25 protein-coding genes and 1 tRNA gene are annotated in these 22,706 nt (G+C 70.3%); 10 read left to right on the plus strand and 16 right to left on the minus strand.

Features of this window, described 5'->3' with window-relative positions; genetic code table 11:
• Positions 1–20: 20 nt before the first annotated feature.
• Positions 21–1,322, minus strand: a complete 1,302-nt coding sequence (locus tag ADY59_RS09480) for an MATE family efflux transporter (RefSeq protein ID WP_049560301.1) — start codon at positions 1,320–1,322, stop codon at positions 21–23.
• A 281-nt stretch (positions 1,323–1,603) separates the two neighbouring features.
• On the opposite strand from ADY59_RS09480, the gene ADY59_RS09485 reads away from it, so the two are divergent.
• A complete protein-coding gene (locus ADY59_RS09485; protein WP_049560304.1) occupies positions 1,604–5,086 on the plus strand; it encodes a replicative DNA helicase in 3,483 nt (1,160 codons plus the stop codon).
• Here ADY59_RS09485 and ADY59_RS09490 read toward each other — a convergent pair.
• The 5 genes from ADY59_RS09490 to ADY59_RS09510 all read right to left on the minus strand — a co-directional run bounded on the left by ADY59_RS09490 (position 5,083) and on the right by ADY59_RS09510 (position 8,471).
• Positions 5,083–6,198, minus strand: a complete 1,116-nt coding sequence (locus tag ADY59_RS09490; RefSeq protein WP_049560307.1) for a serine hydrolase domain-containing protein — start codon at positions 6,196–6,198, stop codon at positions 5,083–5,085. The genes ADY59_RS09485 and ADY59_RS09490 overlap by 4 nt on opposite strands.
• 57 nt (positions 6,199–6,255) lie before the next feature.
• Complete coding sequence (locus tag ADY59_RS09495) at positions 6,256–6,660, minus strand: hypothetical protein (protein WP_049560379.1); 405 nt, start codon at positions 6,658–6,660, stop codon at positions 6,256–6,258.
• Positions 6,661–6,811: 151 nt separating this feature from the next.
• Positions 6,812–7,294: a redox-sensitive transcriptional activator SoxR gene (soxR, locus tag ADY59_RS09500; protein ID WP_049560310.1), complete on the minus strand. Its 483-nt coding sequence runs from the start codon at positions 7,292–7,294 to the stop codon at positions 6,812–6,814.
• A 10-nt stretch (positions 7,295–7,304) separates the two neighbouring features.
• Positions 7,305–8,024, minus strand: coding sequence for a metallophosphoesterase (locus ADY59_RS09505; RefSeq protein ID WP_049560313.1), 720 nt, complete (start codon positions 8,022–8,024; stop codon positions 7,305–7,307).
• Positions 8,025–8,033: 9 nt separating this feature from the next.
• Positions 8,034–8,471 carry an Lrp/AsnC family transcriptional regulator gene (locus ADY59_RS09510; RefSeq protein ID WP_049560315.1) on the minus strand — a complete coding sequence of 146 codons (438 nt, stop codon included), beginning with the start codon at positions 8,469–8,471 and terminating at the stop codon, positions 8,034–8,036.
• Positions 8,472–8,520: 49 nt separating this feature from the next.
• Between ADY59_RS09510 and ADY59_RS09515 the strand changes: the two genes are divergently transcribed.
• On the plus strand, positions 8,521–9,414 hold the full coding sequence (locus ADY59_RS09515; protein ID WP_197093516.1) for an SMP-30/gluconolactonase/LRE family protein: 894 nt from the start codon (positions 8,521–8,523) through the stop codon (positions 9,412–9,414).
• A 2-nt stretch (positions 9,415–9,416) separates the two neighbouring features.
• On the opposite strand, the gene ADY59_RS09520 is transcribed toward ADY59_RS09515, so the two are convergent.
• A complete protein-coding gene (locus tag ADY59_RS09520; RefSeq protein ID WP_049560320.1) occupies positions 9,417–10,151 on the minus strand; it encodes an ABC transporter permease in 735 nt (244 codons plus the stop codon).
• Positions 10,148–11,053: an ABC transporter ATP-binding protein gene (locus ADY59_RS09525; protein ID WP_049560321.1), complete on the minus strand. Its 906-nt coding sequence runs from the start codon at positions 11,051–11,053 to the stop codon at positions 10,148–10,150. The genes ADY59_RS09520 and ADY59_RS09525 overlap by 4 nt, the downstream gene beginning before the upstream one ends.
• A 109-nt stretch (positions 11,054–11,162) precedes the next feature.
• On the opposite strand from ADY59_RS09525, the gene ADY59_RS09530 reads away from it, so the two are divergent.
• From ADY59_RS09530 to dnaN, 3 genes are all read left to right on the plus strand, one after another.
• Positions 11,163–12,590, plus strand: coding sequence for a sensor histidine kinase (locus ADY59_RS09530; RefSeq protein ID WP_049560322.1), 1,428 nt, complete (start codon positions 11,163–11,165; stop codon positions 12,588–12,590).
• Positions 12,591–12,593: 3 nt separating this feature from the next.
• Positions 12,594–13,244 (plus strand): response regulator transcription factor, encoded by a 651-nt coding sequence (locus ADY59_RS09535; RefSeq protein ID WP_049560323.1) that lies wholly within the window; start codon positions 12,594–12,596, stop codon positions 13,242–13,244.
• 66 nt (positions 13,245–13,310) lie between these two features.
• Entirely contained in the window at positions 13,311–14,408 is a 1,098-nt protein-coding gene (gene dnaN / locus ADY59_RS09540) for a DNA polymerase III subunit beta (RefSeq protein ID WP_049560326.1), read from the plus strand.
• On the opposite strand, the gene ADY59_RS09545 is transcribed toward dnaN, so the two are convergent.
• Positions 14,394–14,834, minus strand: coding sequence for a MarR family winged helix-turn-helix transcriptional regulator (locus tag ADY59_RS09545; protein WP_049560380.1), 441 nt, complete (start codon positions 14,832–14,834; stop codon positions 14,394–14,396). The genes dnaN and ADY59_RS09545 overlap by 15 nt on opposite strands.
• A 106-nt stretch (positions 14,835–14,940) precedes the next feature.
• On the opposite strand from ADY59_RS09545, the gene ADY59_RS09550 reads away from it, so the two are divergent.
• Entirely contained in the window at positions 14,941–15,777 is an 837-nt protein-coding gene (locus ADY59_RS09550) for an SDR family oxidoreductase (RefSeq protein ID WP_049560328.1), read from the plus strand.
• Between the two features lie 4 nt (positions 15,778–15,781).
• Here the strand turns inward: ADY59_RS09550 and ADY59_RS09555 are convergent, their stop codons facing one another.
• From ADY59_RS09555 to upp, 6 genes are all read right to left on the minus strand, one after another.
• The gene (locus tag ADY59_RS09555) at positions 15,782–16,456 is read right to left on the minus strand and encodes a FadR/GntR family transcriptional regulator (RefSeq protein ID WP_049560331.1); all 675 of its coding nucleotides are present in this window, start codon (positions 16,454–16,456) and stop codon (positions 15,782–15,784) included.
• 100 nt (positions 16,457–16,556) lie between these two features.
• Positions 16,557–17,900 carry a helix-turn-helix domain-containing protein gene (locus ADY59_RS09560; protein WP_049560333.1) on the minus strand — a complete coding sequence of 448 codons (1,344 nt, stop codon included), beginning with the start codon at positions 17,898–17,900 and terminating at the stop codon, positions 16,557–16,559.
• A gap of 96 nt (positions 17,901–17,996) precedes the next feature.
• Complete coding sequence (locus ADY59_RS09565) at positions 17,997–18,530, minus strand: PH domain-containing protein (RefSeq protein WP_049560336.1); 534 nt, start codon at positions 18,528–18,530, stop codon at positions 17,997–17,999.
• Positions 18,527–18,685 carry a hypothetical protein gene (locus tag ADY59_RS51205; RefSeq protein WP_197093517.1) on the minus strand — a complete coding sequence of 53 codons (159 nt, stop codon included), beginning with the start codon at positions 18,683–18,685 and terminating at the stop codon, positions 18,527–18,529. Before ADY59_RS51205 ends, ADY59_RS09565 begins: the two co-directional genes overlap by 4 nt.
• A 98-nt stretch (positions 18,686–18,783) precedes the next feature.
• Entirely contained in the window at positions 18,784–19,002 is a 219-nt protein-coding gene (locus ADY59_RS09570; RefSeq protein ID WP_049560339.1) for a hypothetical protein, read from the minus strand.
• 128 nt (positions 19,003–19,130) lie between these two features.
• Positions 19,131–19,769: a uracil phosphoribosyltransferase gene (gene upp / locus ADY59_RS09575; protein ID WP_049560342.1), complete on the minus strand. Its 639-nt coding sequence runs from the start codon at positions 19,767–19,769 to the stop codon at positions 19,131–19,133.
• A 158-nt stretch (positions 19,770–19,927) separates the two neighbouring features.
• Between upp and ADY59_RS09580 the strand changes: the two genes are divergently transcribed.
• The 4 genes from ADY59_RS09580 to ADY59_RS09595 all read left to right on the plus strand — a co-directional run bounded on the left by ADY59_RS09580 (position 19,928) and on the right by ADY59_RS09595 (position 21,484).
• Positions 19,928–20,443 (plus strand): tRNA adenosine deaminase-associated protein, encoded by a 516-nt coding sequence (locus ADY59_RS09580; protein ID WP_156325397.1) that lies wholly within the window; start codon positions 19,928–19,930, stop codon positions 20,441–20,443.
• 15 nt (positions 20,444–20,458) lie between these two features.
• The gene (locus tag ADY59_RS09585) at positions 20,459–20,935 is read left to right on the plus strand and encodes a tRNA adenosine deaminase-associated protein (RefSeq protein ID WP_049560343.1); all 477 of its coding nucleotides are present in this window, start codon (positions 20,459–20,461) and stop codon (positions 20,933–20,935) included.
• The gene (gene tadA, locus ADY59_RS09590; protein ID WP_082309976.1) at positions 20,932–21,387 is read left to right on the plus strand and encodes a tRNA adenosine(34) deaminase TadA; all 456 of its coding nucleotides are present in this window, start codon (positions 20,932–20,934) and stop codon (positions 21,385–21,387) included. Before ADY59_RS09585 ends, tadA begins: the two co-directional genes overlap by 4 nt.
• 10 nt (positions 21,388–21,397) lie before the next feature.
• Positions 21,398–21,484, plus strand: a tRNA-Ser gene (locus ADY59_RS09595).
• Between the two features lie 37 nt (positions 21,485–21,521).
• Here the strand turns inward: ADY59_RS09595 and ADY59_RS09600 are convergent.
• A partial coding sequence (locus tag ADY59_RS09600) for an IS481 family transposase (RefSeq protein ID WP_063780608.1) occupies positions 21,522–22,706 on the minus strand: 1,185 nt, incomplete at its 5' end.

Genomic DNA, 22,706 nt, shown 5'->3' on the forward strand with positions numbered 1-22,706 from the left:
CAACAGCAAGCACGGTACGGTCACGCCCCGGTCACCAGCCAGGCGGTGCCCCAGGCCCGCAGGGTGAGCGTGATCAGACGCGCGATCATCCACAGCCCGAGCGCGCACCAGAGCGCGACGATGCCGAATCCGGCGGCCAGGAAGGCGGCAGGCAGGTACGCCAGCGTCGTCCACACGCCCGCCCAGGCGAGATAGCGCTGGTCACCCGCGCCGATCAGCACGCCGTCGAGCACGAACACCACGCCGCAGATCGGCTGGAACAGCGCCACCGGCCAGAGCACGGCCAGCAGCTCCGCGGTGACCTGTGGATCGGCGTCGAACAGGCCGGGCAGCAGCGGCCGTGCCGCCACCACGACCAGCGCCAGCACCGCGCCCGACCACACGCCCCACACCACCATGCGCCGCGTGGCGGCCCTGGTGGCGGCCACGTCGCCGGCGCCGAGCGCCCGCCCGGTGATGGCCTGGCCGGCGATGGCGATCGCGTCGAGGGCGAAGGCCATCATGGTCCAGACCTGGGTGGCGATGGCGTACGCGGCCAGCTCGGCCTGGCCCATCCTGGTGGCGATCACGGTCGCGACCAGGAGGACGATGCGCAGGCAGACGGTCCTGATGAGCAGGGCGGCCCCTGCGGTGCCCGCCTGCCCGATCCCCGCAGGGTCGGGGCGCAGCGGCGTGCCCAGCCGTCGCGCGCCCCTGACGACCACGACCACGTACACGACCGCGCCCAGCGTCTGCGCGAGCACGGTGCCCCAGGCCGAGCCGGCGATGCCCCAGTCGAGGCCGAGCACGAACCAGGCGTTCAGCACCGCGTTGAGCGCGAACGAGCCCACGGCCACCACCAGCGGCGTCACCGTGTCCTGCAGCCCGCGCAGCACGCCCGTGCCCGCCAGCACGACCAGCATGCCGGGGGCGCCCAGCAGGCTGATGCGCAGGTACGTCACCGCCTCCTGGGACTGGTCGGGACTCGCGCCGAACAGGTCCACGATGGCCGGGGCGAGCGGCCAGCAGGTGACGATCAGCGTCACGCCGATGGCCAGCGCCAGCCAGATGCCGTCGACGCCGCTGCGCATCGCCCGGTCGTGGTTGCCCGCGCCGGTCTGCCGCGCCACCGACGCCGTGGTGCCGTAGGCGAGGAAGACGCACAGGTTGACCAGCGTGGCCAGGACCGCCCCGGCCACGCCCAGCGCGCCCACGGCCTCGGTGCCCAGCCCGTGGCCCACGATGGCGTAGTCGGCGAGCAGGAAGAGCGGCTCGGCGACCAGCGCGCCGAACGCGGGCACGGCCAGCCGGAGAATCTCCCGGTCCTGACGGGTAATGGGCATCTGTACAGTATGCCCCTTACCCGGCGTGTCGAGGCAACTTTCTTCCCTCCACAGCCGGTGGATAGTATCTGTGCAGGTCAGAGCGGGTGTGAAGGATCTTTTCCACAGTTATCCCCAGCTCTGTCCACAGGCATTTCACACCCAGGGGCGGTTCGTACACAGCTTGACCACAGGGTTTTCCACAGGCTGCGTTGCCGTCAGCGCGTTAAGCCGCGAAACTGTCACCCCGGTCGACTACAAGTGGGGGTGGTGCGACCGCCTGCAAGTGTTGAGGGGGCGCGGTGAGCATTGACGAAGAGGTCGGCGCAGGGCCGGGATTCGAGCGCACACCCCCCAGCAACATCGAGGCGGAGCAGTCCGTCCTGGGTGGCATGCTGCTGTCCAAGGACGCGATCGCCGACGTGGTCGAGATCATCCGCTCCGACGACTTCTACCGGCCCGCGCACCAGATGATCTACGAGGTCATCACCGACCTCTACGGCCGCGGCGAGCCGGCCGACGCCGTCACGGTCTTCGACGAGCTGCAGAAGCGCGGCGAGATGGCCCGCGTCGGCGGCGCCGCCTACCTCCACACGCTGACGGCCGTCGTCCCCACCGCCGCCAACGCCGGCTACTACGCGAAGATCGTCCGGGAGCAGGCGATCCTGCGCCGGCTCATCGAGGCCGGCACCCGCATCGTCTCCTACGGCTACGGCGGCCAGAACGAAGAGGTCGACGACCTGGTCGACCGCGCCCAGGCGGAGATCTACAAGGTCACCGAGCGGCGCACGTCCGAAGACTACGCGGCGCTGGCCGACATCATGCCGGGCGCCCTGGACGAGCTGGAGGCCATCGGCAGCCGGGGTGGCCAGATGGTCGGCGTGCCCACCGGCTTCCAGGACCTCGACCAGCTCACCAACGGCCTGCACCCCGGCCAGATGATCGTCGTCGCGGCCCGCCCGGCCATCGGCAAGGCGCTCGCGCTCGACACCCCGCTGCCGACCCCGTCCGGCTGGACGACGATGGGCGAGGTCGCGGTCGGCGACCTGCTCGTCGGGGCCGACGGCAGGCCGACCCGCGTCGTGGCCGCCACGGAGGTGCTCCACGACCGGCCCTGCCACGAGGTGGAGTTCGCCGACGGCACGGTCATCGTGGCCGACGCCCTGCACCAGTGGCGCACCGACGACGGCGCCCTGCGCACCACCGCAGAGCTCGCCCCCGGCCACGCGGTGGCGCTCCCGGCGGCCTTCCGGCTCGACGAGCAGGAGCTCCCGCTCGACCCCTACCTGCTGGGCGTCTGGCTCGGCGACGGAGCGGGCGCCGGGGCCGGTGACCCGGCGATCGTCGAGGCGCTGCGCTCCGACGAGCTGCACAAGGGCCTGGCGACGCTCGGCCTGCTCGCCGCCGACCACGTGCCCGAGGTCTACCTGCGTGGCTCCGAGCGGCAGCGTCGCGACCTGCTGGCGGGTCTGCTCGACGCCGACGGCCACGTCAACAGCGCCGGGCGGGTCCAGTTCGCCGCGACGGACCGGCGGCTCGCCCACGACGTGCGCGAGCTCGTCCTGACCCTCGGCTACCACGCCACGATCACCACCGAGCCCGTCCGGGGCCGCGCCGGCAGTCCCTCCGCCCGCTACACGATCGGGTTCGCCACCGCCGACCGCGTCTTCCGCCTGCCCGGCCGGCAGCCCGCCGCCGCGGGCCGGCCGTCCCGCGAGATCGTGGCCGTCCGCCCCGTCGAGACGCGTCCCGTACGCTGCGTCGAGGTCGACAACGCCGACCGCCTCTACCTGGCGAGCCGCTCCTGCGTGCCCACCCACAACAGCACGCTCGGCCTCGACTTCGCCCGCTCGGCCGCCATCAAGCACGGCATGACCACGGTCATCTTCTCCCTGGAGATGTCCCGCAACGAGATCACCATGCGTCTGCTGTCGGCCGAGGCCCGCGTCGCCCTGCACGCGATGCGCTCCGGCATGATGGGCGACGACGACTGGACCCGCCTGGCCCGCCGCATGAGCGAGGTCGCCGAGGCGCCGCTGTTCATCGACGACTCGCCCAACATGTCGATGATGGAGATCCGGGCCAAGTGCCGCCGCCTGAAACAGCGCAACGACCTGCGCTTCGTGGTCATCGACTATCTGCAGCTGATGAGCTCCCCGAAGAAGACCGAGAGCCGCCAGAACGAGGTCTCGGAGATCTCCCGTGCGATCAAGCTGCTGGCCAAGGAGCTGGAGGTCCCGGTCATCGCGATCTCCCAGCTCAACCGTGGCCCCGAGCAACGTACGGACAAGCGTCCCGCGGTGAGCGACCTTCGCGAAAGTGGCTGCCTGACCGCCGACACCAGGGTTCTGCGGGCCGACACCGGCGCGGAGGCGTCGCTGGGAGAGCTCCTGGAGTCCGGGGCGCGCGACGTCCCGGTGTGGTCGTTCGACGACGGGCTCCGGCTGGTCCAGCGGACCATGACGCATGTCTTCCCCAGCGGGGTGAAGGAGGTCTTCCGGCTCAGGCTCAAGTCCGGCCGGGAGATCAGGGCGACCGCGAATCACCCCTTCATGACCTACGAGGGCTGGCTCCCGCTGGGGGAGCTTTCCCCCGGCGAGCGCCTGGCCGTCCCCCGGCACATCCCCGCTCCGCAGAACACGAAGGCGTGGCCCGAGGAAGAGATCATTCTCCTTGGGCACATGATCGGAGACGGTTCCGTCGTCCAGAGCCAGCCGATCAGATACGCGAGCACGGACGAGGCATGCCTGAAGGCGGTGGCCGAAGCGGCGCAGCACTTCGGCGTCACCGCGATCCGGGATGACTGCTCCGCCGCCCGCGTCACCACTCTGCGACTGCCCGCTCCCGAACGGCTCACCGACGGCAAGCGGAACCCGATCGCCGCGTGGCTTGACGGGCTCGGGCTGTTCGGGCTCCCCAGCCACGAGAAGTTCCTCCCCGGCGACCTGTTCTCCCTGCCCGATGACCAGATCGCGCTGTTCCTGCGGCATCTGTGGGCGACGGATGGATGCGTGTGGTGGGACGAGAAGGCCGGTCAGGCTCGTGTCCGCTATGCCTCGACGAGCCGCCGCCTAGTGGACGACGTTGCGCAGCTTCTCCTGCGGCAGGGCATCGCCTCGCGGGTGGAGGAGACCCGCGAGGGCGACGGTCGACCCTGTTTCCAGCTGCACATCTACGGCGCCGAGAACCAGCTCCGCTTCCTGCGGAACGTCGGCGTCCACGGAGAGCGATCCAAGCAGGCCGAGCGGTGCGCCGCCGAGCTGGAACACCGCGTGACCAACCCGAACAACGACACCGTTCCCCACGAGGTGTGGGGTCGAGTCCGAGATCTCCTGAAAGAACAGAGCATGACTCACCGGCAGTTCGCCGCCGAAACGCGTACCCAGTTCGGCGGCGGCACCCTGCGGAAGCACGCGCCGAGCAGGGAACGGCTGGGCAGAGTGGCCGAGGTCCTCAACGATTCCGGCCTGGAGATGCTGGCGGTGAACGACGTGTGCTGGGACGAGATCGCCTCCATCGAAAGCCTGGGCGAGGAGCCGGTCTACGACGCCACCGTCCTCGGCACCCACAACTTCGTGGCGAACGGGATCTCGGTCCACAACAGCATCGAGCAGGATGCCGACATGGTCATCCTTTTGCACCGCGAGGACGCGTACGAGCGCGAATCCCCGCGGGCCGGTGAGGCGGACCTGATCGTGGCCAAGCACCGTAACGGCCCCACGGCGACCGTGACGGTCGCCTTCCAGGGTCACTACAGCCGCTTCGTCGACATGGCTCAGCACTAGCCCTGCTGCGGCGCAGCGGTCCGGCCGGCGCCGAACACCTCGTCGACGAGCCGCTGCGTCGCCTTCTGGAACGCCGCGGCGAGGGACATCGTGGCGTCGTCGACGTAGTTCACCGCGGCGGTCAGGGTCGTGCTGCCGTCGGGCGTGCTGTACATCAGGGCCCCGTGGCCGGAGATGCCGCCGTTGTGGGTGATGACGGTGCCGCCGCCGGTGTTCTGCACGAACACGCCCAGGCCGTAGCCGGCCTTGGGCTCCGGCGTGAGCATCTCGGCCAGCAGTCCGGCGGGCAGAAGCTTGCCGCCCAGCAGTGCGGAGATGAACGTGTGCAGGTCCCGGGTGGTGGAGATCATGTCGCCGCCGCTGGAGATCCAGGAAGGGTTCTGGCGGGTGACGTCGACAGTCTTCTGCTCGCCGTCCTCCTCGTAGCGGTAGTAGGCGTGGGCGTGCGGCTCGGGGAGCTCCGGCTCGGTGGTCGGCGCCACGGTGCCGGTCAGCCCGAGCGGGTCCAGGATCAGCCGCCGCATCTCCTCGGCGTAGGGGCGGCCGGTGACCTTCTCGATCAGCAGCCTGGCCAGCACGTAGTTGGTGTTGGAGTAGCTCCAGTCCGTGCCCGGCTCGAACCGCGCCGGCTTGGACAACGCCAGCCGGACCAGCTCCTCCGGGCGGTAGGTGTGGAAGCGGTTGTCCACCCACTCCTGGCCGCCCCAGACGATGCCCGGCACGTGATCGGGGTAGTAGTCGCCGGTGAAGTTGAACACCCCGCTGGTGTGCTGCAGCAGCATCCGCACGGTGATCCGCCGGTCCAGCCCGAATTCGGGCAGGTAGTCGTCCGCCGGGGTGTCCAGCCCGATCCTGCCCTCGGCCACCAGTTGCAGCACCAGGGTCGCGATGAACGTCTTGGTGTTGCTGCCGATCCGGACGTGTCCGTTGGTCGGCGGCTTGGCGGTGTCGCCCAGCCTGCGCACCCCGGCGCTGCCGGCCCACTCGCCACGCTCGTCATGCACCCGCAGTTGCACCCCGGTGAAACCGGATTCGACGATCTCCTGGATGATCTTCCGCAATTCCGGCCGGTCCTGGCCGCTCGGCGGGGTGAGCTCGGTAGAAGTGGACATGGTGGTGCGCTCCTTCAAGATGTGTGACGAAAGTTCAGGGTGATCGGCGGCGTCCGGTCAGGCGGCGTCGAGGGCCTCGGTGATCTTGCGGGCCATCTCGGTCATGGTGGGCCTGGGCTCGCCCTGGTGGGGGCGGGTGGCTGCTTCGACGGCGACGATGACGGTGCGGCGGAAGTTGCCGGCCTCGGCGGGGTTCTGCTGGTTGAGCAGGTTCATGGCTTCGGTGAGGGCGGGCAGCACCTGGTCGGCGAGGTCGGCTGTGGTCCTGCCGTACTTGACGCCCTTGGGCGCCTTGGCCAGGACGTGCCCGATGGGGCCGGTGGCGGCGGTGAGGGCGAGGGAGCCTTCGGTGGCGGCCTTGTGGGCCGAGCCGGCGACGCCGGCGGCGGACATCAGGGAAACGGCGCCCCACGCGGCGGTGCGGAGGGTGAGCTTGTCCTGGTCGGTCAGGGTGATGGCCATGGTGCGCTCCTTCACAGCGACGGAGGCGCCGGGCCCGGTGGCCGCGGTCGCCGCTCCGTTCATGTGCTCAACCATGGCCGGGAGCCCTGATACCGGGCCGCCACCGCCCTGACACGGCCGCTGATACGGCCGCTGATACGACGGGGCGGTGTCAGCGGCAGGAGGAGGCAGGCGGGCAGATCCGCGTGTCGATGCGCCGGGCGCCGGGCCCCTCGTCGCCGAGCCGGTCGCGGGGGTTGGCCAGCGCGCACCGGTCCAGCGACAGGCAGCCGCAGCCGATGCAGTCGGTGAGGTCGTCACGCAGCCGCTGGAGCTGGACGATGCGGTCGTCGAGCTCCCGCCGCCAGGCGGCCGACAGCCGTGCCCAGTCGTCGCGGGTCGGGGTGCGCTCCTCGGGCAGCTCGGCGAGGGCGTCGGCGATGGTCTTGAGCGGGATGCCGAGCCGCTGGGCCAGCCGCACGAACGCGACCCTGCGCAGGGTGTCGCGGCTGTAGCGGCGCTGGTTGCCGGCGGTGCGGCGGCTGGAGATCAGCCCCTTGGTCTCGTAGAAGTGCAGGGCCGACACGGCGACGCCACTGCGCTCGGCGAGCTGGCCGACGGTCAGCTCCTTGGAGTTCCATGCCACGTTCGTCACGACCTCAAGATTACTTGAGGATGACCGGCCGGAAGTGCGTCACCAGCCGTTCGCCGTCGAAGAAGTGCAGCGCGAAGCCGGGCGGCAGGTCGTAGGTGACCGGGAAGGCCGCGTCGGTCTCGGCCTGGGTCAGGCAGGTGGAGACCACGCCGGGGGCGACGGCCACGGGCAGTCCGGCGAACCTGACCGACGCGCCGGTGTGCGCGTGCCCGGCGAGCACCGCGACCACGTTCGGGTGCGCGCGCAGCAGGGCCTCGAGCCGTTCGGGCTCACGCAGCCGGATCTCGTCCACGTACGGGATGCCGAGCTCGGCGGGCGGATGGTGCATGCCGACCATGGCCGGCACCCCGGGCCGCTCCGACAGCACCCCGTCGAGCCAGGCCAGCGTCTCGTCCGCCAGGAACCCGTACGGCCGGCCGGGAACGCTGGAGTCGGCCAGCGCGATCGTCAGCCCGTCGAGCCGGACGGCCTGGTTGGCCGGCCCGATCCGCTTCTCGAATTCCGGCACCGAGTCGTGGTTGCCCGGGCACACCGCCAGCGGCACGCCGGCCCGCAGGATCCCGGCGGCGACCTCGTACTCCTCGGCCAGCGCGTGGTCGGCGACGTCGCCGGTGACCACGATGGCGTCGAGCCCGAGCGTGGCCAGGTGGGCCATGACGCCTTCGGCCCGCGCCACGCTCGCGTCGGAGCCGCCGATGTGTATGTCGCTGATGTGCGCGAAGACGACCATCCGAGCACCCTACGCGATGTGGACCGGTCGTTCGAAGAAGGTTTCCAGCACCACGATCGACTGCGTGCCGGTCACGCCGTCCACCTCGAACACCTGGCGCAGCACGTCCTGCAACTCCTTGGTGCTCGCCGTTCGGACCTTGAGCAGCACCGACGCGGGCCCGGCGATCACGTGGGCCTCCTCGACGGCGGCGACCGCGGCCAGCCGCCCGGCGCTGCCGCCCATCCACGCCCCGCCGTCGACCAGCACGTAGGCGACCACCTCGCGGCCGACCGCCGCCGGGTCCACCTCGATCGTGGTGCGCCTGATCACGCCGCGCTCGCGCAGCTTGCGCACCCGCTCGTGCGCCGCCCCGGCCGACAACCCGACCGCCTTGCCGAGGACCGCGTACGACTGGGTCGCGTCCTCCTGCAGCAGCCGGATCAACATCTTGTCAATGTCGTCCATGGCCATATGCTATTAGGAAATACCGCGATTTGACCGAAGGATGTTCAAGATGATCCCCACCGAGTTCGAGGTGCTCGACGACCGGTTCGCCGCCGTGGCCGGCGACTCCTGGCTGGAGCGGCTGCACACCGGCGCCCGCTGGGCCGAGGGGCCGGTGTACGTCCCGGCGGGCCGCTTCCTGGCGTGGAGCGACATCCCCAACGACCGGATGCTGCGCTGGGACGAGATGAGCGGCGCGGTGGGCCCGTTCCGGCAGCCGGCCGGCTACACCAACGGCAACACGCTCGACCGCGAGGGCAGGCTGATCTCCTGTCAGCAGGGCGCCCGGCAGGTGGTCCGCACCGAGCACGACGGCTCGATCACGGTGCTGGCCGACCGGTGGCAGGGCAGGCGGCTCAACAGCCCCAACGACGCGGTGGTCCGCTCCGACGGCTCGATCTGGTTCACCGACCCGTCCTACGGAATCACCAGCGACTACGAGGGGGTCAGGGCGGAGCAGGAGATCGACGGCTGCCACGTCTACCGGGTGGACCCGGTGACGGGGGAGGTGCGGATCGTGGCCGGCGACTTCGAGCGCCCCAACGGCCTGGCGTTCTCCCTGGACGAGCGGCGGCTGTACGTGGCGGACACCCGCCGGCGGCACCTGCGGGTGTTCGGCGTGCACGACGACGGCACGCTCTCCGGTGGCGAGGTGTTCGCCGAGGGCGACGGCGGCTACGACGGGATGCGCCTGGACGACACCGGCCGAGTGTGGGCCGCGGCGGGCAAGGCCGTGCACTGCTACGACGCCGACGGCACCGCGCTCGGCCGCCTGCGTGTGCCGGAGGACGTGGCCAACCTGGTGTTCGGCGGCCTCAAGCGCAACAGGCTGTTCATCGCCGCCACGTCCTCGATCTACTCGCTGATGCTCAACGTCACCGGGGCCCGCCCGGTGTGGGGCTGAGCTCACTCCCACTTGAACAGGCGCACGGCCAGCCCGCCGAACAGCGCCAGCCCGACCAGCATCACGGCCAGGTGCGGGAGCTGCGGCCAGTCGCCCGCCCAGGTGTCGCGCATCGCGTTGACGAACGGCCCGACCACCGAGTAGTCGCTGACGGCGCGCAGCGCGTCCGGCATGATCTCGCGCGGGATCCACATCCCGGCCAGGAACAGCAGCGGGAACATCACGACCGAGCCGATGCCCGGAGCCGCCTTGCTGTTGGGCGCGACCGAGGCGATCACCAGCCCGATGGCCAGCATCGCCGCCGCCCCGAACAGGAAGACCAGCACGAACCCGACCAGGTTGGACGGCACGTGCGAGCCGAGCACCAGCGAGCCGAGCACGATCACCAGGACGGCGGCGGCCGCCGCGACGACGAGGTTGATCAGCAGTTGCGCGCTCAGCAGCCGCCCGGGATGCACCGGCGTGGTCGACATCCTCCGGAGCACACCCTGCTCGCGGTAGGAGGTCAGCACGCCGGGCAGCACGGTGAAGGAGAGCGTCATCAGGGACAGCAGGATCATCTGCGCGGGCAACTGGGCGTCGACGAACCGCTCCCCGCCGAAGTCCGGATTGGGCTTGGCGAGGTCGGGGATCTGCCCGAGGGCCAGCAGCAGCCCGACGGGCAGCGCCAGGCTGAACGCCAGGTACGGCCAGTCGCGCGCGAGGAGCTTCGACTCCATCAGGATGATCTTCTTCATACCAGCTTCCTTCCGGTGAGAGCGAGGAACGCGTCGTCCAGCGTGGCCTGCTCGATCCGCAGGTCAGCGGGGATGACCTGCTGGCCGGCCAGGGCCAGGGTGACGACGTGCGCGAGGTTGCCGTTGCCGGTCACGACCATCTGCCGGCCGCTCCTGCTGACGTCGGTGACCTCGGGCAGCGCCAGCAGCACGGCGTCCGAGACGGGCCCCGACGGGCGGAACCGCAACCGCTGCTCGCCGCCCACCCGCGCGACCAGCCCGGCGGGCGAGTCGGTGGCCGCCACGCGGCCGGCGTCGATGAGCGCGATCCGGTCGCAGAGGCGCTCGGCCTCCTCCATGAAGTGCGTGACGAGCACGATGGTCACGCCCGAGTCGCGCACCTGCTCGACCAGCTCCCAGGTGTCCCTGCGGGCCTGCGGGTCGAGCCCGGTGGTGAGCTCGTCGAGGACCGCGATGCGCGGCTTGCCGACCAGCGCGAGGGCGACCGACAGGCGCTGGCGCTGGCCGCCGGAGAGCTTGCCGAACATGGTGTCCCGCTTGGCGCCCAGCCCGACCCGTTCCAGCAGCTCCTGCCAGTCGGCCGGGTCGGGGTAGAAGGACGCGTACAGGTCCAGGGCCTCCCAGACCCTGATCTTCTCCGGCAGCGCCGAGCTCTGGAGCTGCGCGCCGAGCACCCGGCGCAGGCCGTCGCGCTCGCGGTGCGGGTCGATGCCGGCGACGCGGATCGTGCCCCCGTCGGGGACGCGCAGCCCGGAGACGCACTCGACGGTGGTGGTCTTGCCGGCGCCGTTCGGGCCGAGGATGCCGAAGATCTCGCCCTCCGACACCTCGAACGACACGTCGTGCACCGCCACGTGGTTGGGGTAGCGCTTGTGGAGGTTTTCGACCTCGATGACGTTCATGGCTTCGACGCTAGAGTTCGCGCAGGTCAGGGAGAATGCGGCTGGTTGCCGGGCGAGGGTGTACCTAGGTGCAATGTGAGAGGGCGCCTGGATCACGCACACTGGTGACATGCTCCGGAAGTACGGGATCGTCCTGGCGTTGCTGGCGTTGATCGCCTACGAGGTGGTCGCCGTGGCCACTGCGTTCCTCACGGTCGTGGCGACGTTCGGCCTGGGCATGGTCTTCCTGTTCCCGCCGCAGGTCCAGATGATCAGAGCGCTGACGGAGCTCACCAGGAAGCTGGTGCGCCACTCGTCCGGCATCGAGATAGAAGCGCCGTACCTGCCTCCGCCCCCGCCCCCGCAGCGGCAGGCCGACGGCATGTACCGCCACGGCCGCACGCTGTACAAGTCGCCCAGAGTGCCGGCCTGGAGCGACCGGTGGAAGTGGATGCTCACCGACCGGGCGACCTTCCGCGACGCTCTCTGGATGCTCCTCGACCCGCTGGTCAAGCTGGGGCTGGTGCCGTTGCTGCTGCTGATGCCCGGCCGAGGGCTGCGGCTGTACGGGCTCTGGTGCGAGATGCTGCTCGGCCCGACCGCCGCCAGCAGGCTGGCCAGCCAGGTCAGCCACCTCAGCAGGGTGCGCAACCTGGCCGTCGACTCGCAGGCCGCCGAGATGCGCCGCATCGAACGCGACCTGCACGACGGCACCCAGGCCAGGCTGGTGGCGATCGGCATGACGCTGGGCGCCGTGGAGCAGCTCGTCGACGACGACCCGGCCGCCGCCAAGGCGCTGCTGGCCAAGGCCCGCGACGCCTCCGCCGAGACGCTGACCGAGCTGCGCCGGGTCATCCGCGGCATCCACCCGCCGGTGCTGGCCGAGCGCGGGCTCGGCGACGCCGTGCGGGCGCTGGCGATGGACAGCGCGCTCAAGGTGACCGTGGACGTGGATCTGCCGCACCGGCCGGAGGCTCCCGTGGAGGCCGCCGCCTACTTCGCCGTGAGCGAGCTGCTCGCCAACGCCTCACGGCACGGCGGGGCCACCCGGGCGACGATCGACATCAGCACCAACGGCCCGAACCTGCGCATCACGGTCGCCGACGACGGCTGGGGCGGCGCCGACCCGGCCAAGGGCAGCGGCCTGAGCGGCATCGAGCGGCGGCTGGCGGCCTTCGACGGCGTCATGGCACTGCACAGCCCGCCCGGCGGGCCGACCACGGTGACCATGGAGCTGCCCCGGGTGCTGCCCGAATACTGGGCGGGCGACCTGCCCAAGCTGCCGCGCTGGAAGATGATCACCGTGGTCACCCTGTGGGGGACGGCCTGGTGCCCCCTGTTCCCGCAGGGCATCGTGGCGGCCATCTTCAAGATCTTCGGGGTGGACGAGAAGACCTGGTTCCTGGCGCTGCACCTGCCGGCGCCCTACCAGTGGCCGGTCATCGCCCTCATGATCGTCCTCGGCACGCTCATGTACGTGGCCGCCGTCGCCATCCCCGCCAACCACAACCGCGAGGTGTGGATGTGCAACGCGACGCCCACCCGCCTATGGTTCTGAACGATGAACCGCGTACTCGTAGCCGAAGATCTCTACCTCCTCAGAGACGGGCTCGTCCACCTGCTCCAGGCGCACGGCTTCGAGGTCGTGGCCGCCGTGGAGAGTGGCCCCGAGCTGCTCAAGGGGCTCCTGGAGCTGCGTCCCGACGTGTCCGTCGTGGACGTGCGGCTGCCCCCCACCCACACCGACGAGGGCCTTCAGGCCTCGCTGGCCGCCCGTAGGCAGGTGCCGGGGCTGCCGATCCTGGTGCTCTCCCAGCACGTCGAGCAGCTCTACGCCCGCGAACTGCTGGCCGACGGCTCCGGCGCGATCGGCTACCTGCTGAAGGACCGGGTGTTCAACGCCGAGCAGTTCGTCGACGCGGTGCGCCGGGTGGCCGCGGGCGGCACCGCCATGGACCCCGAGGTGATCGCCAAGCTGCTGGCCAGCAACGCCACCCACGAGCCGCTGGCCGCGCTCACCCCCCGCGAGCGCGACGTGCTCGAAGCCATGGCCGAAGGGCGCTCCAACGCGGCCATCTCGCAGCGGTTGTTCCTCAGCGAGAGCGCGGTGGCCAAGCACACCGCGGGCATCTTCGCCAAGCTCGGCCTGGCGCCCTCCGACGACGACAACCGTCGCGTCCTGGCCGTGCTCGCCTACCTCAACAGCCGTTAGCGGGATTCTTTGTCGGTAGCCTCGGCTATTTTCTAGAGGGCAGGCCGCGAAGAAAGGGTGGATCAGGTGAAAATCCGGGTTAACCGTGACGTGCTGGCCGACGCGGTCGCCTGGGCGGCCAGGGTCCTGCCCAGCCGGCCCGTGACGCCCGTGCTCTCCGGGCTGCTGCTGGAGGCGGGCGAGGAGCTGACCCTGTCCGCGTTCGACTACGACGTGTCGGCACGCGCGCTCATCGACGCCGAGGTGGCCGAGTCCGGCAGCGTGCTGATCCCCGGCCGGCTGCTCGCCGAGATCAGCAAGAGCCTGCCCGCCGACGACGTGGAGCTGGTCACCGAGGGCCAGGAAGCGGTCCTGACCTGCGGCAGCGCCGAGTTCGGGCTGATCACCATGCCGGTCGAGGACTTCCCGAGCCTGCCGGCGATGCCGCCCGCCATCGGCGCGATCGGCGGCGGCGTGTTCGCCTCGGCCGTCGGCCAGGTGGCCCCCGCCTCCAGCCGCGACGACACGCTGCCGATGCTGACCGGCATCAGGGTCGACGTCGACGGCGACGCGGTCACGATGGCCGCCACCGACCGCTATCGCATCGCGGCCCGCGACTTCGCCTGGCGACCGGCGAGCTCCGGCGCCTCGGTCTCGGCCATGGTGCCGGCCCGCGTGCTGGTCGAGGTGGCCAGGTCGCTGCGCGGTGGCGAGGTGTCGGTCGCCTTCGGCGACGGCGTGGCGGGGTTCGAGAGCGTCGGGCGCAGCACCACGGTGCGGCTGCTCGACGAGCAGTTCATCGACTACCGCACCCGGCTGACCGCCGACTGGTCGATCAGGGCCGACGTGCCGGTGGCCGCGTTCGTGGCGGCCATCAAGCGGGTGGCGCTGGTGGCCGAGCGCAACACGGCGATCCGTCTGGCGTTCAGCCAGGGCCAGGTGCGCATCCAGGCGGGCGGCGGCGACATCGGCCGAGGCTCGGAGGTGGTCGAGTGCGAGCTGCGCGGCGACGACATCCAGATCGCCTTCCAGTCGCAGTTCATCCTCGACGGGCTCACCGGCATCGAGAGCGACCTGGCCCGCATCAACATGGAGTCGCCGACCAGGCCCGCACTGATCCAGGACGTGCCCGGCGACGCCGAGCCCGCCTTCCGCTACCTGGTCATGTCGCTACGACTGAGCTGAGATCAGCCGGAAGACCCTCTTGAACTCCGCGTAGGTCTCCTCGCCGACGGCCTTGGCGTAGCGCTCCTCGATGGCGGCCACGATCGCGTCGGAGCGGGCCATCTCGTCGAGCCCCTTGCGGGTGGGCACGATGAGCTTGGCCCGGCGGTCGGCCGGGTCGGGCTGGCGCTCCACGTAGCCGAGCTCGACGAGCTCGTCCACGAGCGTGCCGACGACCTGTTTGTGCTGTCCCGACAGGGCGGCCAGGTCGGTGGCCCGGCTGCCTTCCTCGTTCAGGTAGGCCAGCACGGCCCCGTGGCGCGACCTGAGCCGCGGATGTCCCTGCTCGGCAAGGGTGGAGAAGAGCTCTCGCTGCAGCCGGAAGAGCGTGCGGCTGCTCAGGATCCCCAGGTCGGGGTCGGCTTGCTTGATTTCGCTGCGGCGCACGGCCACATCCTCCTATTAGTCACCAAACTTGACCGTCACTAATACTTACTATACGTTGGTTCCATGAGCGGGACGCACCGGTTCCGCCCGATGAGGGAGAGCCGACATGACCGTCTTGATCACCGGCGCGACCGGCACCGTCTCCAGCGCCCTGCTGCGCGCCCTGCCCGGCACCGACGACGTCCGTGTGCTCGTCCGAGACCCCGCCAAGGCGCCCGCGGGCGTCGAGGTGGCGGTGGGCGACCTGGACCTGCCCCACACGCTTGAGAGCGCCTTCAAGGGCGTCGACACGCTCTGGCTGCTCAACGCCATGGGTCCGCAGGCCCCCCACGCGAGCATGAACGCCGTCTGGGCGGCCCGTCAGGCGGGCGTGCGCCACGTGGTCCGCATGTCGGCCATCGGGGCCTCGCACGACGCCCCGACCCGCAACGGCCGCCTGCACGCGCTGTCGGACGTGGAGCTGGCCGCCTCCGGGCTCGACTGGACGATCATCCGCCCGGCCTTCTTCATGCAGAACCTCTTCGGCTCGATCAACGGCACGACGCTGTACGGCCCGACCGGCGAAGGGAAGATCGGCCTGATCGACGTCCGTGACATCGCCGCGTTCGGCGCCGGTGTGCTGGCCGATCCGGCGGCCCACCGGGGCAGGACCTACACGATCACCGGGCCGGAGAGCATCTCGCTGCGCGAGGCCGCCTCGCGGCTGGCCCCCGTCTACGGCACGCCCATCGGCTACGAGCCGGTCACCCCGGAAGGCGCCTACGAGGCGATGCTGGGAGCGGGGCTGCGCGAATGGGACGCCGCGGTCAACACCGAATACGCCCGCGCCTACGCGAGCGGCTGGGGCGACTACACCACGGCCGACTTCGCCGGCGTCGTGGGCCGGCCGGCGCGCTCCTTCGAGGAGTTCGCCGCCGACCACGCCGACCGGCTCCGGCCCTGACGGGCTACGCCTCGGTCAGGGCGATGAGGATGTGCTCCATGCAGGCGTGCCCGGCCCGCTCGGCGGCGCTGACGTCGCCGGCGGCGATGGCGCGGGCGATCGCGTCATGCGGGATGTAGGTCTTGTTGAGCGAGGTGCCCGCCGCGGTGATGCTGGCCCGCAGCGCCGCGGAGAAGTCCTCGTAGAGGTCGATGAGCACCAGGTTGTGCGTGGCGTGCGCGACCGCCATGTGGAAGGCCAGGTCCGCCTCGACGAACCGGTCGGGGTCGTCCAGCTCCCAGGCCCTGTCGCGCTCGGCCAGCGCGGCCTCGATGAGCCTGATGTCCTCGTCGGTGCGCCGGGTGGCGGCCAGGCGGGCCGACTCCACCTCGAGCGCCCGCCGTACTTCGAAGATCTCCAGCTGCTCGGCCTGGCGCAGGCGCCTGAGCATGGCCCCCGAGAGCTCGCTGGTCGCCCGTACGTAGGTGCCGTCGCCCTGCCGGCACTCCAGGAGGCCGGCGTGGGTGAGCGCGCGTACGGCCTCCCGAACGGTGTTGCGCCCGACTCCGAGCTGCTCGGCGAGCACGGTCTCGGTCGGGATCTTGCCGTTCATCGGCCACGACCCTGAGGTGATCTGCTCCTTGAGCTGGTCGATCACCTGGTCGACGAGCGAAGCCCGCTGCGCCGTACGCAGACTCACAGTCCGCCTCCTCCGGGGGAAACCAATCATCCTATGAGTCAATGACTGGAGAACCCTAGTGTATTCCAGCCTGAAAATGCTGGAGCCCCCGGAGGTCGGTTCAGCGGGAAATCGTGGTGTCCGTCGTCAGCCCGGCCAGCATGGAACGGACTCCGGCGGCTTCGAGCGCCTTACGATAAGCGGCGGTCTGCTGTGCCCTGTCCGCCACCTGGCCGTAAAGGTCGCCCAGTTCACGCCAGCAGCGCGCGGCCGGCCGGTCGGAGCCGAACGGCTGCCGGTTGCGCCCGGCGAGCAGCGTGTGCGCGGCGCCCAGATGCGCCGACGCGTCGCCGCCCAGCCCGATCGCGACCGTGGCGTGCAGCAGGTGCGCCTCCGCCATGGCCGTGCCCGGGGCCTCACGCAGCAGCTCCACCGCCTGCGACGCGAGCTCGCCGGCCCGCACCAGGTCGCCGGCGCGCAGCCGGACCCGGGCGTGCGCGATGAGGCTCTCGCCGTGCTCCCGCTCGCCGCCCGCGTGCGCGGCGAACGTCCGCGTCGCCTGCTCGACCAGGCGCTCGGCCTCGTCGATCGGCGCCGTGGCCAGCCTGGCCCAGTGCATCGCCGTACGGGCGAGCTGCAGCGCGATGCGGCGCTGACGACCGGCGTTGATGGCGTCATCGGCGAGCCGGACGGCCAATGCGGAATCCTCGCCCGCGGCAGCCGCGTTGCTCGCCTGCCAGAGCGAGCGCACCTCTCCGGAACGGTCCACATCGTCGGGTGTCTCGCTGAGGTCGAGCACCCTCTTGACGTAGGCGAGCTCGGCGGAGTGACCCTCGCGGTCACCGCGCGCCTCGACCAGCACGGCGGCCAGGTCGACGGCGATCTCACCCTGGGTGATGGACATCCGCTCGGCCTGCTCCAGCGCGCGGGAGGCCAGGTCGCGGGCGCGCAGCCGGTCACCGGCCCGCTGGTAGCAGCGGCTCAGCGCGATGGTCAGCGGCAGGTCGGCCAGGCGCTCCGGATGGGCGGCGGCCTCCCTGCGCAGCCGCTCGAAGGCCTCGACGGCCTGACCGAGCCGGCCCTGCGCCTCCAGCGCGCGCGCCCTGCCGAAGCGGGCCTGCGCGGTGAGCATGGCGTTTTCCTCGTCGGCCGCCTTGACGATCTCCGTGTAGCGCTCGGCGGCGGCCACCGGGTCGCCGTGCTGCAACTCCAGCTCGGCGTGGCGCAGGCCGAGCTCGGTGTCGATCCGCTGCCGAGGCTCGATCCCATGCAGGAGGAACTCGGTGGTGCATCCCAGCCTCTCGGCCAGGAGGCGGGCGACGACGGGAGTCGGCGTGCGCTTGCCCGACTCAATGAGCGAGACGTAACTGTCCGACAGGTCGGGTCCGGCCAGCTGGGCCTGCGACATCCGCCTGTTCAGCCGCAATCCTCGGACGCGGTCACCGATGGTTCCCTGACTCGGCATCTCATCTCTCAAGGCGGGGAAGGGTCAACAACACGCAATGATTGCACGAAGTAGCCGAATCTGGTATCCCCGGGTGAAGAATTCCCCACCTGGAGATTAATCGTCTCCGTCGTCCTTGCCGGGAAATAGCATCTGGCAGACCTCCAGGTACAAGGTCTCCGGATACGGAATGTACTCGACGTTGGACAGTGCCTGGTCCTGGCCGGCGGACTCGAGGATGAACTCTCCGTAACCGAGCATGCGCCCAAGCAGAGATCTCTGGAAGCTCATGTCGGTGACCTTTTGCAGAGGCATCATCGCGACCTTGCGCGTGATCAGCCCTGTGGTCAGAAGCATGCGTTTCGAGGTGACCACAAAGTAGTCGACCGACCACTCCGCGACTTTCCATACGAAACGGATCAGCAGCAGCAGCCAGAGCCACCACACCACGACGAGAGCCGTGCCGCCCCCCTCGCTGCCGCCGAAGAACCGGCTGAGCAACCCGGCGATGATCAGGCCGCCGAAAACCTCGCCGACCGGACGGAGCAGCACGGCTGGGTGACGCCGCACCATGATGACCTGTTGTTCGTGGGGGAGTAGGTAACGGTTGACCGACGACGGAGCAGAGTCCCCGTGGGTCACAAGTCTCATGCGAGGTTGTTCACGAATTGAGCCAGCGAGTCGGCCGCGTTGAACACGGTGTCGAACGCCCCTCTGACCGCGTCAGCGGCGTCCGCTGGTCGCGCGAACAGGTAGTACGCGACAAACGCGATACCACCATATGTGAGGACTTTTTTGACCTGCACTGTCGCCTCCGTACCACTTACCCACTACACCCGCCGTATACATTACCCACCCTGTTGCCGGGGTAAAGGTGCTCTTGGCGAGCTAGTTATGATCTTGCCTAGCCTCGGTCACTGGCCACCAGAGCGAGGACGTGGAGGTGTTTGCGGGCGATCCGCTCGACGAGGCTGGGGTGGGCATAGCCGGTGACCTCCAGCGCTCCGTAGTGCGCGGCCTCGACGCAGCGCGTCACCGTGGCGGAGGAGTGGACGCCCGCGAACTCCTCGCACAGCGCCGTCTCCACCTCCGCGTACGGGCTCGGATCCGCCTCGGTGCTCACGACGCCACCTCGGCGATCGGACTAACGCTCATCGTGCTCCCCCACGGCCCTGCGGAAGTTGCCTTCCTCACTCTTCGTACCCACACAAGTACAGTATGTAACGAACAGGTCGCGGGGCGTGAGTCGTTTCAGACGACTCCGTAGAGGCGGTCGCCCGCGTCGCCCAGGCCCGGAACGATGTAGCCGTGCTCGTTCAGCCGCTCGTCGAGCGCGGCGGTGACGACCCGGATCGGCTTGCCGGAGTTGGCGAAGACCTTGTCCATGTACGCCAGTCCCTCGGGGGCGGCCAGCAGGCACAGCGCCGTGACGTCCACGGCCCCCCGGTCGAACAGGAACTGCACCGCCGCCGCCAGCGTGCCGCCCGTGGCCAGCATCGGGTCGACCACGTAGCACTGCCGTCCGGACAGGTCGTCGGGCAGCCGGGTCGCGTACGTCTCGGCCTGCAGCGTCGACTCGTTGCGGATCATGCCGAGGAAGCCGACCTCGGCCGTGGGCAGCAGCCGCGTCATGCCTTCCAGCATGCCGAGCCCGGCACGCAGGATCGGGACCACGAGAGGAGCCGGCTTGGCCAGCCGTACGCCCCGGGCGGTGGCGACCGGCGTCTGGACGGTCACGTCCGTGACGCGCACGTCGCGGGTGGCCTCGTACGCCAGCAGCGTCACCAGCTCGTCCGCGAGCCTGCGGAAGGTGGGGGAGTCGGTGCGGACATCGCGCAGTGTGGTGAGCTTGTGCGCCACAAGCGGATGGTCGACGACGAGGGTTTCCATAAGGGACAACGCTATCTTGTGTGCTACGTACCGGCACGTTGTGACCTCGGTTTTGATCACAATTTGGTCGGAGCGGCACACGACGGCAGGCCGGGTCTGGAACGATTGGAAACCGGCTAGAGGCTATGGTCCATCAGGGCCGGCTGTGGGGGATGGCGATGGCGATGACAGACGAAGACGCGCTCGATTTCGCCATCGTGGTCTACCGCGAGGACGAGTGCTGGGACGCCGAGCTGCTACCGGTCGCGCTCACGTCCGACCTGCAAGGGCTGATCAAGGCCCTGCGCCAGCAGCCGAGCGAGAGCGGCACGATTGGCCTGGTCGCCGTTGGGGATGAGTTCTTCGTGGCGCTGCGCGTACTCGGCGATCGGGTCGATGTCTTCCTCTCCGACATCGCCGCGTCCTGGGACTTCCCGCTGGCCACGCAGGTCCTCGACTACCTCGACGTGCCCGTGCCCGACGAGGAGGAGCTCGACGAGATCCTGCAGGACGAGGACACCGCGCTGCCCGCCGGCGACCTGTCGATCTTCGCCGACCTCGGGCTGGACGAGATGGAGCTGGGCATCCTCTCCGGTGACGTCGACCTGCTGCCCGACGAGGTGCTGTCGAGCGTCGCCGCGCGGCTGGGCTTCTCCGAGCCGTTCGAGCGTGCCATCGAATCGGTCTTCGACTGACCCCCTGGAGCGCACATGGCGGCCAACACCTTCTCTGCGGCCTTCGTCAGGACCGCCGGCGGCTGGAGCGGCGCCGAGGTCGACCTGCGTGACGCCGAGATCGTCGACGACCTCGGCGACGCCGTGACCGAGGCGCTCAGCCTGTCGGGCGACGAGCTGGCGCTGCTCTGCGTCGAGGTGGAGGACGAATGGTTCGCCATCGTCCGCTACCGCGACGACGACGAGCCCCGGGTCTTCCTCTCCGACGCCCACGCGGTCCCCGCCGACCGCCTGGGTGAGCTGTTCGCCGAGTTCGCCGGCGTCGTGCCCGACAAGGAGGGCACCGAGCTCGGCGTCCGCCCCGCCGGCGACCTCGAGCTCCTGGCCGACCTCGGCGTCAGCGCCGAGGAACTGCTGGAGCTGAGCATGGAGGAGGGGATGCTGCCGGCCGACATCCTCTCGGTGCTGGCCGAGCGGCTGTCGTTCGGCGACGAGCTCGACCGGCTGAGATGAGCCACACCGCCGCGATGCGCCTGGCACTCGCCCAGGCCGCCGCGGCCGGCGAGCGCGGCGAGGTCCCCGTCGGCGCCGTCGTGCTGGACCCGCTCGGCGAGGTCCTCGCCGAGGCCGGCAACGACCGCGAGGCGAGCGCCGACCCCACCGCCCACGCCGAGGTCCTCGCCCTGCGCCTGGCCGCCCGCCGGCTCGGCCGGTGGCGCCTGACCGGCTGCACGCTCGTCGTCACGCTCGAACCCTGCACGATGTGCGCCGGCGCCGCCGTCCTGGCGCGCGTCGCCACGATCGTGTACGGGGCGGCCGACGAGAAGGGGGGCGCCGCCGGTTCCCTCTGGGACGTCGTCCGCGACCGCCGCCTCAACCACCGCCCCGAGGTCGTCATGGGCGTCCTGGCCGAGGAAAGCTCCGCGATCCTCAAGGAGTTCTTCGGCACTCGGCGGATCCGGTAAGCTCGTCGGCGGTGGTGTCGCCTAGTGGCCGAGGGCGCACGCCTCGAAAGCGTGTGATGGGGCAACTCATCCGTGGGTTCAAATCCCACCACCACCGCTCGTGTGATGTCTCACGACATCGGAAACCCTCGAACCTACGGGTTCGGGGGTTTCGTCGTGTTGGGGTTTGCCTGGGGTTGGTAGTCGCGGGCGGGGTCGATGGTCAGCTCGCGCAGGAGTTCTCCGGTGATGGCGTTGGCGACGCGGACGTGCAGGTCGTCGATCAGCAGGATGACGTGGGTTCGGGCGTGGGTTCGGCCGATGCCGATGTGGTGCAGGCGGCCGTTGACGCGCAGGGTGACCACGCCGGAGGCGTCGATGCGGTCGTGGCGGACGCGGGCGTGGGTGTCGGTGTCGCGGCTGCTGTCGGGCAGGGCCTTGGGCGAGGTGGCGTAGACGGCCGCGGGGGTGGCGCGGTGCGGCAGGGACCGGTGCGGGCGATGGTGGTTGTAGGCATCGCAGAAGTGGTCCAGGAGTGTCTGCAGGTCGGTCAGGGTGGCCGGCTGGCCGGGCTGGGCGCGGAGCCAGTTCTTCATGGTCTGCTGGAAGCGTTCGACTTTGCCGCAGGTGGTGGGGTGGTTGGGGGTGGAGTTCTTCTGCCGGACGTGCAGGCGGCGCAGGTCGTGTTCGAAGGCGTTGCGGCCGCCGCGGCCGCCGGCGAGCCGGGTGGTGAAGACCATGCCGTTGTCGGTGAGGGTGGAGGCCGGGACGCCGTGTGCGGTGACCGCGGCGCGGAAGGTGGTTCGCACGATCGGGCCGGTGACGCGGGCGTGCGCGGTCACCGACAGGGCGTAGCGGGAGTGGTCGTCCAGCCAGGACAGGATCTCGCTGTCGGTGCCGTCGGCCAGCCGGTAGTGGGTGAAGTCGGCCTGCCAGGTCTCGTTCGGCAACTCGGCTTGGAAGCGGGTGTAGGAGGCGCGGGGTCGTTTCTTCGGCTCAGGCGTCACCAGGCCGCGACGGGTGAGGTGACGGCTGATGGTGGCCCGCGACACCGTCCGTTGATGGTGCTGTCGCAGGTGCCAGGCGATGGTGTCCGGTCCGGCGTCCAGCCCCTGCTCGGCGAGTTCCTTGCGCAGCCGGACGATCAGCTCGACCGTATCGGCGTCGATCCCGTTCGGCGAGGTCTTCGGTCGTCGTGACCGGGGCTCGAACGCCGCCTCGCCCTCGGCCCGGTAGCGCGCGACGAGCTTGGAGACCCAGCCCTTGGACACCCCGTAGGTGCGGGCGACCTCTGCCTGGGAGCGGCCCTCGACGACAACGGCGGTGATGACAACTCTGGC

Source organism: Nonomuraea sp. SBT364 (assembly GCF_001083785.1).
Classification (GTDB): domain Bacteria; phylum Actinomycetota; class Actinomycetes; order Streptosporangiales; family Streptosporangiaceae; genus Nonomuraea.

What these genes read in the sequence shown, in the direction of transcription:
- ADY59_RS09480 (WP_049560301.1), bottom strand. Translation starts at nt 1,322, where the DNA reads ATGCCCATTACCCGTCAGGACCGGGAGATTCTCCGGCTGGCCGTGCCC.
- ADY59_RS09490 (WP_049560307.1), bottom strand. Translation starts at nt 6,198, where the DNA reads ATGTCCACTTCTACCGAGCTCACCCCGCCGAGCGGCCAGGACCGGCCG.
- ADY59_RS09495 (WP_049560379.1), bottom strand. Translation starts at nt 6,660, where the DNA reads ATGGCCATCACCCTGACCGACCAGGACAAGCTCACCCTCCGCACCGCC.
- ADY59_RS09505 (WP_049560313.1), bottom strand. Translation starts at nt 8,024, where the DNA reads ATGGTCGTCTTCGCGCACATCAGCGACATACACATCGGCGGCTCCGAC.
- ADY59_RS09510 (WP_049560315.1), bottom strand. Translation starts at nt 8,471, where the DNA reads ATGGACGACATTGACAAGATGTTGATCCGGCTGCTGCAGGAGGACGCG.
- ADY59_RS09515 (WP_197093516.1), top strand. Translation starts at nt 8,521, where the DNA reads ATGATCCCCACCGAGTTCGAGGTGCTCGACGACCGGTTCGCCGCCGTG.
- ADY59_RS09520 (WP_049560320.1), bottom strand. Translation starts at nt 10,151, where the DNA reads ATGAAGAAGATCATCCTGATGGAGTCGAAGCTCCTCGCGCGCGACTGG.
- ADY59_RS09525 (WP_049560321.1), bottom strand. Translation starts at nt 11,053, where the DNA reads ATGAACGTCATCGAGGTCGAAAACCTCCACAAGCGCTACCCCAACCAC.
- ADY59_RS09530 (WP_049560322.1), top strand. Translation starts at nt 11,163, where the DNA reads ATGCTCCGGAAGTACGGGATCGTCCTGGCGTTGCTGGCGTTGATCGCC.
- ADY59_RS09535 (WP_049560323.1), top strand. Translation starts at nt 12,594, where the DNA reads ATGAACCGCGTACTCGTAGCCGAAGATCTCTACCTCCTCAGAGACGGG.
- ADY59_RS09550 (WP_049560328.1), top strand. Translation starts at nt 14,941, where the DNA reads ATGACCGTCTTGATCACCGGCGCGACCGGCACCGTCTCCAGCGCCCTG.
- ADY59_RS09560 (WP_049560333.1), bottom strand. Translation starts at nt 17,900, where the DNA reads ATGCCGAGTCAGGGAACCATCGGTGACCGCGTCCGAGGATTGCGGCTG.
- ADY59_RS09565 (WP_049560336.1), bottom strand. Translation starts at nt 18,530, where the DNA reads ATGAGACTTGTGACCCACGGGGACTCTGCTCCGTCGTCGGTCAACCGT.
- upp (WP_049560342.1), bottom strand. Translation starts at nt 19,769, where the DNA reads ATGGAAACCCTCGTCGTCGACCATCCGCTTGTGGCGCACAAGCTCACC.
- ADY59_RS09580 (WP_156325397.1), top strand. Translation starts at nt 19,928, where the DNA reads ATGGCGATGACAGACGAAGACGCGCTCGATTTCGCCATCGTGGTCTAC.
- ADY59_RS09585 (WP_049560343.1), top strand. Translation starts at nt 20,459, where the DNA reads ATGGCGGCCAACACCTTCTCTGCGGCCTTCGTCAGGACCGCCGGCGGC.
- tadA (WP_082309976.1), top strand. Translation starts at nt 20,932, where the DNA reads ATGAGCCACACCGCCGCGATGCGCCTGGCACTCGCCCAGGCCGCCGCG.